The 15,111-nt window shown below is 75.9% G+C and carries 12 protein-coding genes and 1 pseudogene; 6 read left to right on the top strand and 7 right to left on the bottom strand.

Going from position 1 to position 15,111, the window contains the following annotated elements; all coding sequences use genetic code 11:
* Positions 1-15: 15 nt before the first annotated feature.
* Together ABZ562_RS40645 and ABZ562_RS40640 are read right to left on the bottom strand one after the other, a co-directional pair.
* Complete coding sequence (locus ABZ562_RS40645; RefSeq protein ID WP_361490378.1) at positions 16-1,053, bottom strand: iron-containing redox enzyme family protein; 1,038 nt, start codon at positions 1,051-1,053, stop codon at positions 16-18.
* Entirely contained in the window at positions 1,050-2,663 is a 1,614-nt protein-coding gene (locus tag ABZ562_RS40640; RefSeq protein WP_361490376.1) for an FAD-dependent oxidoreductase, read from the bottom strand. Before ABZ562_RS40640 ends, ABZ562_RS40645 begins: the two co-directional genes overlap by 4 nt.
* Before the next feature lie 154 nt (positions 2,664-2,817).
* On the opposite strand from ABZ562_RS40640, the gene ABZ562_RS40635 reads away from it, so the two are divergent.
* Entirely contained in the window at positions 2,818-3,498 is a 681-nt protein-coding gene (locus tag ABZ562_RS40635; protein WP_361490373.1) for a HemK2/MTQ2 family protein methyltransferase, read from the top strand.
* Complete coding sequence (locus ABZ562_RS40630; RefSeq protein WP_361490370.1) at positions 3,488-3,745, top strand: CDGSH iron-sulfur domain-containing protein; 258 nt, start codon at positions 3,488-3,490, stop codon at positions 3,743-3,745. The genes ABZ562_RS40635 and ABZ562_RS40630 overlap by 11 nt, the downstream gene beginning before the upstream one ends.
* Here ABZ562_RS40630 and ABZ562_RS40625 read toward each other — a convergent pair.
* The 5 genes from ABZ562_RS40625 to ABZ562_RS40605 are packed head-to-tail and all read right to left on the bottom strand — an operon-like array spanning position 3,703 to position 8,181.
* Positions 3,703-4,611: a biotin-dependent carboxyltransferase family protein gene (locus ABZ562_RS40625; RefSeq protein ID WP_361490367.1), complete on the bottom strand. Its 909-nt coding sequence runs from the start codon at positions 4,609-4,611 to the stop codon at positions 3,703-3,705. The two genes, ABZ562_RS40630 and ABZ562_RS40625, sit on opposite strands and share 43 nt — an antisense overlap.
* Complete coding sequence (locus ABZ562_RS40620; RefSeq protein WP_361490366.1) at positions 4,608-5,231, bottom strand: allophanate hydrolase subunit 1; 624 nt, start codon at positions 5,229-5,231, stop codon at positions 4,608-4,610. The genes ABZ562_RS40625 and ABZ562_RS40620 overlap by 4 nt, the downstream gene beginning before the upstream one ends.
* Positions 5,232-5,233: 2 nt before the next feature.
* The gene (locus tag ABZ562_RS40615; RefSeq protein ID WP_361490364.1) at positions 5,234-6,013 is read right to left on the bottom strand and encodes a 5-oxoprolinase subunit PxpA; all 780 of its coding nucleotides are present in this window, start codon (positions 6,011-6,013) and stop codon (positions 5,234-5,236) included.
* A gap of 49 nt (positions 6,014-6,062) precedes the next feature.
* Positions 6,063-6,851 carry a putative hydro-lyase gene (locus tag ABZ562_RS40610; RefSeq protein WP_361490362.1) on the bottom strand — a complete coding sequence of 263 codons (789 nt, stop codon included), beginning with the start codon at positions 6,849-6,851 and terminating at the stop codon, positions 6,063-6,065.
* Between the two features lie 31 nt (positions 6,852-6,882).
* Positions 6,883-8,181: an MFS transporter gene (locus tag ABZ562_RS40605; RefSeq protein ID WP_361490360.1), complete on the bottom strand. Its 1,299-nt coding sequence runs from the start codon at positions 8,179-8,181 to the stop codon at positions 6,883-6,885.
* 188 nt (positions 8,182-8,369) lie between these two features.
* Between ABZ562_RS40605 and ABZ562_RS40600 the strand changes: the two genes are divergently transcribed.
* The 4 genes and pseudogenes from ABZ562_RS40600 to ABZ562_RS40585 form a co-directional block, all read left to right on the top strand.
* Positions 8,370-9,074 carry a GntR family transcriptional regulator gene (locus ABZ562_RS40600; protein ID WP_361490358.1) on the top strand — a complete coding sequence of 235 codons (705 nt, stop codon included), beginning with the start codon at positions 8,370-8,372 and terminating at the stop codon, positions 9,072-9,074.
* Positions 9,075-9,160: 86 nt separating this feature from the next.
* On the top strand, positions 9,161-10,693 hold the full coding sequence (locus ABZ562_RS40595; RefSeq protein WP_361490356.1) for a hypothetical protein: 1,533 nt from the start codon (positions 9,161-9,163) through the stop codon (positions 10,691-10,693).
* Positions 10,694-10,770: 77 nt separating this feature from the next.
* Positions 10,771-11,664: a hypothetical protein gene (locus ABZ562_RS40590; protein ID WP_361490354.1), complete on the top strand. Its 894-nt coding sequence runs from the start codon at positions 10,771-10,773 to the stop codon at positions 11,662-11,664.
* A gap of 64 nt (positions 11,665-11,728) precedes the next feature.
* A pseudogene (locus ABZ562_RS40585) lies at positions 11,729-15,111 on the top strand (hypothetical protein); the annotation flags it as partial.

Genomic DNA, 15,111 nt, shown 5'->3' with positions numbered 1-15,111 from the left:
CCCGCCGCGCGGCGGTCAGCCGTCGCACAGCGGCCGGCGCAGGGACGGCCGGCCGGCCGCCCACGCCCCGAGCAGGCGGTCCGACCAGCGCGCCTCCAGGTAGTCGGTGGCCTGGATCCCGAGGACGACGGCCGGGGCCTGGTCCGGCTCCCGCGCGAGGAAGCCGCCGATGACGTCCCGGCGCATCAGCTGCTCGTGCACCGCGTCGGCCTCGATGTGCTCGGTGAAGAACCGTACGCACCGGGGCTCGGCGCCCAGCCGCTCCAGCGCCCGGGCCAGCCGCCGGGCGCCGGGCGACGAGGTGATCTCCAGGGTGGCGAAGTGCCCGGCCATCGCGCCGCGCAGCGAGCGGTGCAGGCCGAGGAGCGACATCAGGTTGACGGTGGCGAGGGTTTCGGCGGGCGCGTGGTCCAGGTAGCGGCCGTACCCCGGATCGAGCCCGGCCCCCGCCATCGCCTCGGCGAACAGCCGGGCGTGCACCCGGTCGCCGTGGCCCGCCCCGAACTCGTCGAACGCCACCGCCACCAGTGACGCCTTGGGCTGCCCGGTCAGCCGGGGGATCAGCCACGCCTGCGGATCGGCCTCCTTCAGCTGGTACAGCGAGCGGTGCGCCAGATATTCGCGCATCTGCCCCCAGGTGCCCCGGCGCTGGAGGTGGTGGCTGACGCCGGGCGCGTCCAGCGGTTCGACCAGCAGCCCGTCCAGCGCACCGGCCACGTCCGCGCCACCGGGCACCGCCTCGCGCAGCGCGCCCAGGAACCGGTCCTCCAGCGCGGCCCGCAGCCGCAGCAGATCCGGCTGCCACTCCCACGCCTCGTCGACGCCCGCGAAGCCGCGGTAGTGGAGTTCGTACGCCAGGTACAGCGCGAGCTGAAGGTCCTCGCCGAACGGGTCGGCGTCCCCGGCCTCCGGCAGCCCGCCCGGCGGCGGGGCCTGCAGCAGCGCGGTACGGACCGCCGCGGACAGCGGACCGCGGGCCGCCGGCGGCCCGGGCGGACCGGACGCCGCGCCGGGCGTCTCGCTCAGGGCCGTGTTCCGTGTGCTGGCGGTCACCGCTCACCCTTCCCCTTCGGCCCGTCGTGCCCGTCGTGCCCGTCCGGGCCGGGACCGTGGCCTTCGTCGATGTCGTCGTAGCGCTCCAGCGGGCGGATCGCCGGGCCGTGCAGCACGCTGCCGTCGACGCCGAAGCGGGACCCGTGGCACGGGCACTCCCAGGTCCGCTCGGCGTCGTTGAACCGCACCAGGCACCCCAGATGGGTGCAGCGCGCGGACAGGGCGTGCAGCGCGCCCTCCTCGTCGCGGTGCACGGCGCGCTGCCCCGCCCCGACGCGCACGACCGCGCCGCCGCCCGGCGGGATGTCGCCGACCGCGCCCGCGCCGTCCCCGGAGATCCGGTCGCCGAAGAAATGGCGCGCCACCTCGCCCTGCAGCCGCAGCAGCGCCGGGGCCTCGCGCAGCGGGTTCAGCCGCCGCGGATCGTAGAGGTCCGTCCACGGCAGCGGCTCTCCCGTCAGCCGCGCGGCCAGCAGCCGCCCGGTGAGCACACCGCCGGTCATGCCCCATCCGGCGAAGCCGGTCGCCACGTACGCGTGCCGGGCGGCGGGGTGCAGCGGGCCCACGTACGGCACGTGGTCGGTGGTCCAGTTGTCCTGCGCGGCCCAGCGGAACGCGGGCTCGGCGCCAGGGAAGCGCCGCCGCGTCCAGGAGATCAGCCGCTCGTAGCGGCCCTCGACGCTGCCCACCCCGGGCGTGAACTTCTCCCCGGTGACCACGAGCAGCCGCCGCCCCTCACCGTAGGGCGCGGTACGGACCGACCGGGTGTCGTCCTCGGGCGTGAGGTACATGCCGCGCGGGGCGCGGTCCTCCGGCAGCACCGCGGCGACGACCAGTTCGCGCCGCGCCTTCAGCCGGGGGAAGAGCAGCGCCCGGTCGAAGATCGGGTAGGCGGTGGTGACGACGACCTCGCGGGCCCGCAGCCGCGCTCCCCGGTCGGTGGTGAGACGGCAGGGATGACCCTCGCCCAGGCCCATGACCCGTGAGTTCTCATAGATCCGGCCGCCGCGCGCGACCAGGTCCTCGGCCAGCGCCAGCAGATACTTCCGGGGGTGGAACTGAGCCTGGTCCGGGACCCGGACCGCGCCCGCGACGGGGAAGGGCAGATCCGTCTCCGTCGTGAACGAGGCGTCGAGACCGGCCGCCCCGGCCGCCTCCGCCTCGGCCCGCACCGCGTCCAGGGACTCCTCGCTCTCGGCGTAGGTGTACGCCGGGGCCCGCTCCAGATCGCAGTCGATGCCCAGCTCGGCGGCGACCCGGCCGATCCGGTCCACCGCGTCGAGCTGGGACGCCGCGTACAGCCGCGCCGCCTCCTCGCCGCGCGAGGCGCGGATGTCCTGGTAGGCGAGGCCCTGCAGGGCGGAAACCTTGGCCGTGGTGTGGCCGGTCGCCCCCGCGGCCAGCCGGTCCGCCTCGATCAGCGCCACCTGCCGCCCGGCCCGCGCCAGCTCCCAGGCCGTGCAGATGCCCGCCATGCCGCCACCGACGACGGCGGCCTCGACCTCGGGCACGGTGTGCTCGGGGCCCGGTTCCAGGGCCGGGTAGGCGGGGCCCGGGGCCGACTCCATCCAGTACGACGCGGGCGCGAACCCGGTGGGAAGACTCGTCATCGACCGCTCCTCTTTCCGCCGCTCTTCCGCCGCTCTCGCTGCCGGTTCTCCCCGCTCTCGCGGGCCCGCCGAGTGCCCCCGATCGCCCGGCCGATGCATCCGGCCGGGCACACCGGCCCGGTTTCGACCGGTGTGGATGAGGTACCTGGGACGGATGCGACTGATTGCGCCTCCAGGCGTGTACGCGCCGCAGGACGACACCGCCCTGCTGGCCGAGGCGGTGCGCCGGGAGCCCGGCGTACCGGGCGCCCGGGTGCTGGACATCGGGACCGGCACCGGTGCGCTGGCGGTGCTCGCCGCGCGCTGCGGAGCCGCGGGGGTCGAGGCCGTGGACGTCTCGGCGCGCGCGGTGCTCGCGGCCTGGCTGAACGCCCGGCTCCACGGCGAGCCGATCCGGGTCCGTCTCGGCGGTCTGGCGTCCGTGGCCCCCGGGCGGCGCTTCGACGTCGTGCTGGCCAACCCGCCCTATGTGCCCTCGCGCCATCCCCGCCCCCTCGAGCGCGCCGCGGGCGGCCGCGCCTGGAACGCCGGGCCGGACGGCCGGGAGATGCTGGACCGGCTGTGCGACCGGATGCCGGGGCTGCTGCGCCCACGGGGGGTGCTGCTGCTCGTGCAGTCCGCGCTGAGCGGCGTCGAGGCGACGCTGGAGCGGCTGGCCGCGCAGGGTCTGCACGCGGATGTGACCGCGCGCCGCGTCATCCCGTTCGGGCCCGTGCTGCTGCGGCACAGCCCCTGGCTGGTCGCCCGGGGGCTGATCGGCCCGGGCGAGGACAAGGAGGAGCTGGTGGTGATCCGTGCCGTCCGTACGACCGAGTGCAGCAGCTGTGCCCGATGACCCGGGGCCCGGCGAGCGGGCGCCCGATGCCCGGACACCCGATGCCCCGGCGCGGCGGGTCGTCGTCGACCCCGAGGGCCCGATGCTGGTCGAGGGGCCGGTGGAGGTCGTCCTGGAGGACGGCACCACCGTCCGCTCCGACCGGGTGATGGTGGCGGTGTGCGCCTGTGGGCGCAGCGGCCGCTACCCCTGGTGCGACACCAGTCACCGCCGCCCGGTGCGCACCCGGGACACCGGGGACGGCTGACCCGGGCGCGGCGGGGTGAACCGGACCGGGGTGCCGGGGAGGGCCTGTGCCGCGGCGGCCAGGTACGGCTCCGGGACGACGCCCACCACGGGGTAGCCGCCGGTCGTCGGATGGTCGGCGAGGAAGAGCACCGGGCGGCCGTCGGGCGGCACCTGGAGGGCGCCGAGCACCATGCCCTCGCTGGGCAGCTCGCCCTCACGCGCGCGCTCCAGCGCGGGGCCCTCGGTACGCAGCCCGATGCGGTTGCTCGCGGCCGAGACCCGGAAGCGGCCGGTGGTGAGGGTGCGCAGCCCGGCGGCGGTGAACCAGTCGTCGCGCGGGCCGGGCACCACCGGGAGCACCAGTTCCGGCACCACCCCCAGGTACGGCACCCAGTCCACGGCCGGGGCCGGCCGGTGGGGCGGCCCGAGCCCCAGGACGGAGCCGTCGGTGACCGGGGGCGGGCCGAGGCCCGAGAGCATGTCGGTCGAGCGGCTGCCGAGCACCGGCTCGACGTCGACGCCCCCGCCGAACGCCAGATAGCCGCGGACCCCGTGGATCGCCGGACCGGCCTCCAGCACGGCGCCCGCCGGTACCCGCACGGGCGCCCCCCAGGGGGCGGGCCGGCCGTCGACGGTGACGGGGCAGGGGGCACCGGTGACCGCCACCGTCGCCGCGCGCCGGAGCCGTACGGCGCAGCCGGTCAGGGTGGTCTCCAGGGTCGCGGCCGCTTCCGGGTTGCCCACCAGGCGGTTGGCGAGCCGGTGGGCGGGCTGGTCGAGCGCGCCGGAGCGGGGCACGCCCAGATGGGCGTGGCCGGGCCGCCCGAGGTCCTGGACGGTGGTGAGGGCGCCCGCCCGGACCACCGTGAGGGCGCTGTCCGTCACCGGGTCCTCCCTGCCGGTACGAAGCGGACGTGGACGCCGGGGGCGAAGAGGGCCGCCGGTTCGCGCGCGGCGTCCCACAGCAGGGCGTCCGTGGTGCCGATGAGCTGCCAGCCGCCGGGGGAGGAGCGCGGGTAGACACCCGTGTACGGGCCGGCCAGGGCGACCGAGCCGACCGGCACCCGGGTCCTCGGGGTGGCGCGGCGCGGCACGTGGAAGCGCGCGGGCAGGCCCGTCAGATAGCCGAAGCCGGGTGTGAACCCGCAGAAGGCCACCCGGAACTCGGTGGAGGCGTGGATGCGGGCGGCCTCGCCGGGGGTGACGCCCCACCGTGCGGCGACCTCGGCGAGGTCCGGTCCGTCGTAGCGCACCGGGACCTCGATCGTGGTCCCCCGCACGCCGGTGAGCGGCGGGATGTCCCACTGGACGACCTCGGCGGCGAGGTGGTGCGGATCGGCCACGCCGTCCAGGAGCACGGTCCGCGCCGCGGGCACGATCTCCCGGACCTCGGGCAGCGTACGGGCCGCGGCGCGGCGCAGCAGCTCGGCGTGGAGCGCTTCGGCGGCGTCCCCGTCGTCGAGTTCGATGAGCAGCCCGCGCTCGCCGACGGGCAGTGGTCTCATGTTCACGCGAACGCCGCCAAGCGCACGCCCGCGGCCGCCAGTTCGCTCCGTACCCGGCGGGCGAGTTCGGCGGCGCCGGGGGTGTCGCCGTGCAGGCACAGGGAGCGCACCTCCACGTCGATCCGCCGGCCGTCGACCGAGGTGACGGCCCGGTCGCGGGCGAAGCCCAGGGCGCGCTTGACGACGGTGCCGGGGTCGGAGACGACGGCGCCGGGCTCGCCGCGCGGGACCAGGGTGCCCGCCGCGGTGTACGCGCGGTCGGCGAAGGCCTCGGCGATCACCGGCAGCCCGGCCGCGCGGGCCGCCTCGTGCAGCTTCGAGCCGGGCAGGCCCAGCACGGGCAGCGGCCCGTCCGCCGCCAGCCGCACCCCCTCGGCCACGGCGGCGGCCTGCGCCGCGTCGTGCACGCTGCGGTTGTAGAGCGCGCCGTGCGGTTTGACGTAGGCCACCCGCGCCCCGGCCGCCCGGGCGAAGATCTCCAACGCGCCGATCTGGTAGGCGATCTCGTCGGCCAGTTCGCGCGGCGGTACGTCCATGGCGCGCCGCCCGAAGCCCGCGAGGTCACGGTAGGAGACCTGCGCCCCGATGCGGACGCCGCGCTCGGCGGCCAGCGCGCAGACCCGGCGCATGGTGGACGGGTCGCCCGCGTGGAAGCCGCAGGCGACGTTGGCGCTGGTGACGATGGACAGCAGGGCCTCGTCGTCGGTGAGCTGCCAGCGGCCGAAGCCCTCGCCGAGGTCGGCGTTGAGGTCGATCAACGGGCCGGCCGGTGCGTCGGTCATCGGTCCTCTCTTTCTTGTCTTTCGTCCCGGACGGTTACGGATCGTGGCGTCACGCCACGCGGTATTCCTCGTCGCGCACATCCGTGATGAGCATCCTGCCCGGCGAATGAGTGATCGCGAACGGCGGGCGGGAGGCCATCACGGCCGCCTGCGGGGTGACCCCGCAGGCCCAGAACACCGGGACGTCGCCCGGTCGTTGCTCCACCGGGTCGCCGAAGTCCGGCAGCGCGAGGGTGCGGATGCCGAGCCCGGCGGGATCGCCCACGTGCACCGGATCTCCGTGCACGGCGGGCATCGCGCCGCTCACCCGCCGCGCGGTGCCGACCAGTTCGCGCGGTATCGGCCGCATGGACACCACCAGGGGCCCGCTCAGGCGCCCGGCGGGCCGGCACTGCCGGTCCGTCACGTACATGGGGACGTTGCGGCCCTGCTCGATGTGGCGCAGCGGAACGCCCGCCGCCGCGAGCGCCGTCTCGAAGGTGAAGCTGCAGCCGATGAGAAAGGTGATCAGATCGTCGCGCCAGGCCCCGGCCACCTCGGCCGGCTCGGCGCTGAGTTCGCCGTCCTGCCAGACGCGGTAGCCGGGGAGGTCGGTGCGCAGGTCGGCACCGGCGGCCAGCCGCGTCGTCCACGAGCCGGGCGCGGTCTCGTCGAGGACCGGACAGGGCTTGGGGTTGCGCCGGCAGAAGAGCCGTACGTCCTCGGCCCAGTCCGCGGGGACGGCGATGAGGTTGACCTGGGTGTGGCCGGGTGCCCAGCCGGCCGTCGGGGTGGAGAGTCCGGCCCGGAAGAGGGCGCGGGCCTCGGCGGGGCCGGCGGAAGGCGCGGTGAGAGTCATGATCGTTTCCCCTGTCGTCTCGGGCGTCGGCTCAGACCAGTTCACGGCCGCGGGTCTCGGGCAGCCCCAGCAGGGCGACGGCGGCGATGCCGTACCCCACGGCGCCGAAGACCAGGGCGCCGCCGACCCCCCAGCCGCCGGCGAGATAGCCGACCAGGGTCGGGAAGAACGCGCCGACCGCACGGCCGGTGTTGTACGTGAAGCCCTGCCCGGTGCCGCGCACGGCGGTCGGGTACAGCTCGCTGAGGAACGAGCCGAAGCCGCTGAAGATGGCCGACATGCAGAAGCCGAGCGGGAAACCGAGCACGAGCAGCAGGGTGTTCGATCCGGCGGGGATGTTGGTGTAGACGAGGATGCAGACGGCGGAGAGGAGGGCGAACAGCGCGATCGTCTTCTTCCGGCCCAGCCGGTCGGTGAGGTAGCCGCCGGTGAGGTAGCCGGTGAAGGCCCCCGAGATGAGGGACGTCAGATAGCCGCCGGTGCCGACGACGGTGAGGCCGCGCTCTTCCTTCAGGAACGTGGGCACCCAGGTGGCGAGCGTGTAGTAGCCGCCCTGCACGCCGGTGGCCAGCAGCGAAGCGAAGAACGTGGTGCGCAGCAGCCGCGGCCGGAAGATCTCGCCGAACGAGCCCCGCCGCGCGGAGCTCAGCCGCCGCTCGGTGGCCTGGGGCGCGTCGGTGACGTTCTTGCGGACGTAGAAGACCAGCAGCGCGGGCAGCGCGCCGGTCCAGAACAGCACGCGCCAGGCCAGGTCCTGGTCGACGAGTTCGAAGACGACCGTGTAGACGATCACCGCGAGTGCCCAGCCGACCGCCCAGGAGCTCTGGATGAAGGCGAGCGTGCGCCCGCGGTGCTTGGCGGAGGCGTACTCGGCCACGAGGATCGCGCCGACCGCCCACTCGCCGCCGAACCCGAGCCCCTGGAGGCCGCGCAGCACCAGCAGCGTCTCGTAGTTGGGGGCGAAACCGCACAGAATGGTGAACAGCGCATAGGTGATCACCGTGATCATCAGCGCCTTCACCCGGCCGATCCGGTCGGCCAGGATGCCGGCCAGCACGCCGCCGACCGCCGAGACCACCAGGGTGACCGTGGTGAGCAGGCCGGTCTGGTCGGAGCTGAGCCCGTAGTACGCCGCGATGGCGGACATGCTCAGCGGCAGGGTGAAGAAGTCGTACGAGTCCAGGGCGTAGCCGCCGAAGGCGCCGGTGAAGGCGCGGCGGCCGCGGGGGCCGAGGGCGCGCAGCCAGGCGAAGGCGCCGCCCTCGTGACCGGTTTCGGGGGGAGTCGGCTGGGACGTCGGGGTCGGTGGGGTCGTCGGGGTCGTACTCACGGGCACCTCGCAGAGGGGACGGTGCGGCAGAGGAGTCGGTACCACCCGAGGGCGAATGCGGTCGGGCCTGGCCGTCAACGTAGGGGATTGTTGAACGATCCGGCAATACCCACGTTGTTTCGTTCCTCTTTCTGCGATTGACTTACGGCAGACGCCGCAGACGGCGGCGCGAGGAGGGACGAGGGCGCGTGGGCAACACCGGGGACGGCCGGGCCGGGCTGGCCTCACTGGCCGACGATCGTGCGCTGCTCGGCCGCACCAGCACCGCCGAACGGGTGGCGGACATCCTGCGGAACCGCATCACCGACGGGTTCATCCTCCCCGGCTCCCGGCTGTCCGAGGACAGCATCGGCGGCGCGCTCGGCATCTCCCGCAACACCCTGCGCGAGGCCTTCCGGCTGCTCACCCACGAGCGCCTGCTCGTCCACGAGCTCAACCGCGGGGTCTTCGTCCGCGTGCTCACCGTCGACGACGTCGAGGACATCTTCCGGGTGCGGCACCTCGTCGAATGCGCGGCGCTGCGCGGGCTCGGCGACCCGCCCTACCCGCTGGACACGCTGCGGCAGGCCGTCGAGGCGGGGCGGCGGGCCGCCCGGGACGACGCGTGGCGGGACCTGGGCACCGCCAACATCCGCTTCCACGAGGGGATCGTCGCGCTCGCGGGCAGCCCCCGCACCGACGAACTGATGCGCGGCATCCTCGCCGAACTCCGCCTGGTCTTCCACTCGATGGACGACCCCCGGCGCTTCCACGAACCCTATCTGGCACGCAACCGTGAGATCCTGCGGGCCCTGGAATCGGGCGACGCCGCGGCGGCGGAACGGCTGCTCGCCGCCTACCTGCGCGACTCCCGCACGCAGCTCACCGAGGGGTACGCCCAGCAGATCGGCTGACCGGCCGGCGGCCCGGCACGCCGGGGCGTGGCGGGAATACCGTGCCGTTTCGTGCGTTGTCGGTGCGACCGCCTAATCTGTGCGACGTGACATCTCCACCCCCCGGGGCGCCTGCGCCCCAGCTCAACGGCCATGACGGGGCGGCCCGCCCGGCGCCCGGCCCGGCCGCCGACGAGGGCCTGGCCCGGCGGCTGCGCGCGCTCGCGTGCACCGCGCCGCTCCACGATCTGGACACCCGCAAGGCCAACCTCGCGGGGGAGTACGGGGTATACGCGATGGCCGAGGTCGCCCTCGCCGCCATCGACCTGGTCACGCTGAACATGGACTTCGACACCGGCGCCGACCACGAGCAGATAGTGGCCAGGCTGCTGCCCCGCGTCGCCGCCCAGGCCCCGGAGCGGCCCGCCGCCGAACACGAGCGCGTCGCCCGCTGGGTGCTGGAGAACCTGATCAACGTCGGCAGCGTGGACCGCGGCTTCCGCGCCGTGTACGGCACGTTCGGCGCCGACGGCGCGTACATCCGGCGCGACTACGACTTCAAGCTGATCGAGGAGGTGCCGGGGCCCGGCGGCAGCGTCTATCTGCGCACCACCGACGAAGCGGTCAACGTCCTGGTCGGCGCCCTCGACACGGACGTCACCAGCGCCCAGATCGCCGCCGAGGTCAAGCTGGAGGTCCTCATCAGCCGCGGCCGCCTCGCCGACGCCCAACTCGCCGCCGAGCAGGCCCGCTACCGCACCGTCCAGTACTCCGAGACGCTGCGCCGCACGCTCGACGCGACCCGGCGCAACGTCCGCGCGGTCGACTGGCTGCGCACCGTCCCCGAAATGATCACCGAGGCGCTGGACCACGTAGCCGACCGCTACCGCCATGAGAACGCGATCCTGACCAACATCCGCAAGGCGCGCGACGAGGCCGAGGGCGCCGAGCACAAGCGGCGCGCCGCCGAACTGGTCGACATCGTCAAGGACTGCATCCGGCGCCACACCCAGCTCCAGTCCCGGCTGCTGGAGGCCGGGCCGCTGTTCCGCGCCGAGCAGGACCGCCAGGCGTTCGCCCCGCCCGCCGCGCGCGCCGGACTCGACCTGTACGGACAGCTCCTGGCCCCGGTCCTGCCGCGCCCCGTCGAGGAGGCCGGCCGGGTCACCGACGCGTTCTTCGCCCGCGGCACCGGCATGCGGACGCCCACCTCCGTGCGCGTCGGCGACCTCGTCGACATGCTCCTCACGCCGCCCGTCGAGCGCGAACACCTCGGCGCGGAGATGCCCGAGCCGGACCTCATCGCCACCCCCGACGACAGCCGCTTCAGCGAGGAACAGCTCGCGGTCGCCATGGAGCTGCTCGACCTCCCCGCCGACGCCCCGCGCCGCCTCTCCGGCCTCCTCGCCGACGCCCGCCGCCGCGACCCCGACCTGCCCTACCTGATCGCCCTGCTGGCCGTCCACGCCGCCAGCCCCCCGGTCGGCACCGCCTACCGCCAGGGCGAACAGCGGCTGCTGTTCGCCGTGGACGACGGCACCGAGCTGACCGACCCCGAATTCGGCGGCGCCGACCTGATACTGGGCACCGCCCTCCTGGACGCCGCGGGCATGGCCGCCGACCGGACGGAGGTGGCGTAGATGACCCCCCACCCCGGCGGCACCGAGGCCGCCCCCGCCGCACCCCGTGAGCACGTCCCGCGCAAGGAGCTTCACCCGTGACCGAGTACGACGCCGCCGACGACGCGGCACAGCCCGAGCCGACCGCCGCGCCGAGCGGCCCGGCGGGCGGGGTCACGCCCGCCGACGCGGCCGACGCGGCGCGGCTGGTCTCCTTCGGCCTGCAGCCCAAGCTGCTGCCCGCCCGGGACGTCGAATACGCCGAGCTGCTGCGCCGCTACCGCGACGAACCGGCCTTCGCCCGCCTCGCCGACGCCGTCGCCACCGGGCTCGGCCTGATCGTGCTGGAGGTGTCCACCCGCGCCGGGATGGCCGTGACCGCCGCCGAGGACTCCGTCTTCGCCGTCCGCATGGGCGACTACGCCCGCCGCGCCGCCAGCGACTCCGCCGACCGCTTCCTGCACGGCCTCGCCCACCTCGCGGTCGCCGCCATGGCCTTCCCGCGCCCCGAGGACCTGGCCGACGACGGGTACATCGGCCGGGTCACCGTCAACGGCGTCGACACCTTCGTACGGCAGGCCTGCGCCCGCCTGGAGGAGCGGGCCGAGGAGCAGGGCGAGAACACCGACCCGGCCACCGACGCGCCCGGCCTGGAGGCCGCCTGGCGGGTCTACGCGCGGCGCAGCGCCACCGGGGCCACCAAGGACGCCCGCCGGCTGGCCGGTTCGACGACCGGCATCATCGGCAAGGCCGTCGCCTTCCTCGTCGACTCCGGCTTCCTCCAGCGCACCGGGGACGAGTCCGGCGGTACGTACCGCACCACCGCCCGCTACCAGTTGCAGGTGCGGGACATGGCGGCCGGCGCAGCCATGTCCGAGCTGCTGGCCCTCGGCGTCGTGCCGGTCGGCGACGGCAGCGCCACGCTGCTGCCGCCAAACGAGAGCGACGACCTCGACCTCGTCGCCGACGCCGGTCTGCCCTTCCACTCCTGACCGTCCCCCTCCTGACCGTCGCCCCGCCCGTCCAGCCCCCTTCCCACAACGAGAGTCCGCCGCCATGTACGAGCTGTCCCGGATCCGCCTCTACTCCATCGGGCCGGCCGGTGCGCGCTATGCCGACACCGTCCTGGACCTGCGCGGAGTGGGCGATCCGGTGCCCAGCCCCGCGCCGACCCAGGCGGAGTTCTTCGAGGACGAGCCGGTCGGCCCGCCGCGCCGCCCCGCCCCCGCCGGGGTGCTCTTCCTGGAGAACGGCGGCGGCAAGTCCGTCCTCCTCAAGCTGATCTTCTCGGTCATGCTGCCCGGCCACCGGAACACCCTCGGCGGCGCCAGCTCCGGTGTGCTGCGCAAGTTCCTGCTCGCCGACGACTGCGGGCACGTCGCCCTGGAGTGGCAGCACACGGTCACCGGCGAGTCCATCGTGGTCGGCAAGGTCAGCGAGTGGCGCGGCCGCCAGGTCTCCAACGACCCGCGGAAGTTCGCCGAGGCGTGGTATTCGTTCCGCCCCGGCCCCGGGCTCAGCCTCGACTCGCTGCCGGTCGCCGAGGCCGCGTCGGTCCGCCCCGCCGCGGAGGGCGCCTCCACCGCCCGCGGCCGCCGCCGCACCATGAAGGGCTTCCGGGACGCCCTCACCGAGGCGGGCAAGGCGTATCCGCACCTCGACGTCGCCTGGGTGGAGATCCACGAGCGCTGGAACGAACACCTGGGCGAACTCGGCCTCGACCCCGAACTCTTCCGCTACCAGCGCGAGATGAACGCCGACGAGGGCGAGGCCGCCGGGCTCTTCGCCGTCAAGAACGACTCCGACTTCACCGACCTGCTGCTGCGCGCCGTCACCGACACCCGCGACACGGACGGGCTCGCCGACCTCGTCCACGGCTTCGCGCACAAGCTCGGCCGCCGCGCCGAGCTGACCGCCGAGCGCGACTTCACGGCCGGTTCGCTGGACCTGCTCCAGCGCATCGCCGACGCCGCCGAACGCCGCGAGCAGGCGCGCGGGGTGCACGCGGGCGCCGAGCGCCGCACCCGTACGCTCGCCCGGCGGCTCTCCGCGCGCGGCGCCGAGGAGCGGGGCCGCGCCGCCGAACTCGCCCAACAGGTCGCCGCCGCCGCGCACGCCGTCACCGAGGCGGAGACCGCGCGCGGCCGCAGCGACCTGGTGGCCGCCGAACTCGCCTACCGCCACGCCTCGCTGGCCCTCGCCGCCGCGGAGAAGGGCGCCGCCGCCCAGCGTCGCGAACTCAACGACGCCCGCACCCTGCACTCCGCCTGGCAGGCCGCCGAGACGGTGCTCCGCCACCGCGCCGCCGCCGACCGCTCCGCACGCGTGGCCGCCGCCATCCGCGAGGCCGAGCGGGACGCGGCCCCCGCGCTCGCCGCCCGCGCCAAGGCCGCCGCCGACCTCGTACGCGCCCTGCACGCGGCCGCGGAGGACGGCGAGCGGCACGCCCACGAGGAGGAGGAGCGCTCCGCCGCCCTCCAGGAGACCAGCGAGGCCGCCCACCACGACGCCACCTCAGCCGCCACCGCCGCCCAGCGCGCCCGCAGCGAGACCGAGCACCTGCGGCAGCGGCTCGCCGAGGTCGAGCAGGAGACCGCCGAGGCCGTGCGCGCCGGATGGCTCGACGACTCCGCCCCCGACGCCGACCCCGCCCGCGCCGCGCTCGCCGCCAGCGATGCCGAGAAGACGACCGCCGCGGCCTGGGAGGCCGCCCGCGAGACGGCCGGGCGCACCGCCGACCACGCCAAGGCGGCCGCCGCCGAACAGGCCCGCGCCGAACTGGCCGCCGCCCGGGCGGCCGACGCGGCGCGTGCGGCGGAGTCGGCGTACGACGCGGAGCGGCGCGCCGCCGAGGCCCTCGGTGCCGAGCCGCGCCTCATCGAACTGCTGGGCCTCCCGCAGCCCACCGCCGCCATCCCCGCGGCGCGCTCTTCCGCGGCCGAGTCGTCCCGCACGGGCTGGGTCACGGTCCGGGTGGACGACGACCCGGACGCGGACGACATGCTGGGCCTGTCCCAGCTCCCCGCCGCCTTCCGCGCGGCCCCCACCACCCGCCCGCCCGGCGAGTGCGCCGGGGACGCCGACCACGCGTACGCCGACGACGACGCCACCGACACCCGCGGCACCCGCGCGGACGCCGACGAGGACCCCCCGACCCCGCCCACCGGTACCCACGCGGCCGACTCCCGCCCGAAGGACCGGGTGACGGTCCGCGTAGACGATGCGCCCCCCGCCGCCGAGCTCCGCCCGGCGGGCAGGGGAGCGGCCCGTGCGGCGGAGGAGCGCTCGCGGAGCGGCGCTGCGGACGGCGGACCTGACGGCGCTTCCGGCGCTGGTTCCCGTACCGGCCGCGCGGGGGCCGCCGAGGGCAGCACGCCTGCCGCCGCAGGCGGCGCAGCCGATGGCGATGCCCGGTCCGCCGCCTCCAGCGCCGGCAGCACGCGGGCACCCGGTGCGGCTGCCGGGCGCGTGCACGCGGCGGATTCGCCGCCGCCGGGGCGGGTGACGGCCCGGGTCGGGGACGACGGGGACGGCGACGACCGGGCCCCCGCCGACGCGGACGGCAGCGCCGGGCCCGGGGCCGGGAAGCCCGGCGCGGACGGCGGCAGCGCACCGGACGACGAGCGGGCGCCGGACTCCGGGCAGCCGCGGCCGGCGGGCGACGCGTCCGGCGACGAGCAGGGCTGCTGGGCCCCCGAGGTCGGCGACGACGACAGCGGCGCGTCCGCCGGAGGAGAGGACGACGGCCCGCGCGCCGCCGCGCCCGCGCCGCGGGCCGTCGGGGACGGGCCGCTGACCGCCGAGGAGCTGGACCGGAACGTCGAGGCGCTGCGGGAGCTGCTGGAGGAGAGCGTGGCCTCCGCCGAGCGGCAGCTGTTCGACCTGCGGACCGCCGCCGCCGACGACTCGCGCATCCTCGCGGCGCTCGGCGACGGCGGGCTGCTGCCGCCCAGCCCCGACGTGCTGGCCGCCGTCGAGTACCTGGGCGAGCACGGCATCCCCGCGCTGCCCGGCTGGCGCTACCTGGCCCAGGCCGTCGACCCCGTCGACCACGCGGCCGTGCTCGCGGCCCGCCCCGAGCTGGTGGACGGCGTCGTCATCACCGACCCCGACACCCACGCCCGGGCCCGCGCGGTGCTGGGGGAGGCGTCGCTGCTGCCGCGGTCGGCCGTCGCGGTCGGGACGGCGGCCGCGCTGCTCGCGCCGACGCCCGCGCCCGGATCCGGCGAGGAGAGCGGGGTGTTCCTCGTCCCGCCGAACCCGGCGATGCACGACGAGCGCGCCGCGGACGACGAGCGGCGCGGGCTGCGCGACCGGGCCACCGCGCGGGACGAGGAGATCCGGGCGCTGGCCGCCCGGCTGTCCGGGGACCGGGCGCTGGCGGCCCGGCTGTCGTCGTGGCGCGCCGGATGCCCGGCCGGGCGGCTCGCCGAGCTGGC

This window comes from Streptomyces sp. NPDC019937 (assembly GCF_040631655.1).
Lineage (GTDB): Bacteria > Actinomycetota > Actinomycetes > Streptomycetales > Streptomycetaceae > Streptomyces.
This window is presented reverse-complemented; position numbering and strand designations above follow the sequence as displayed.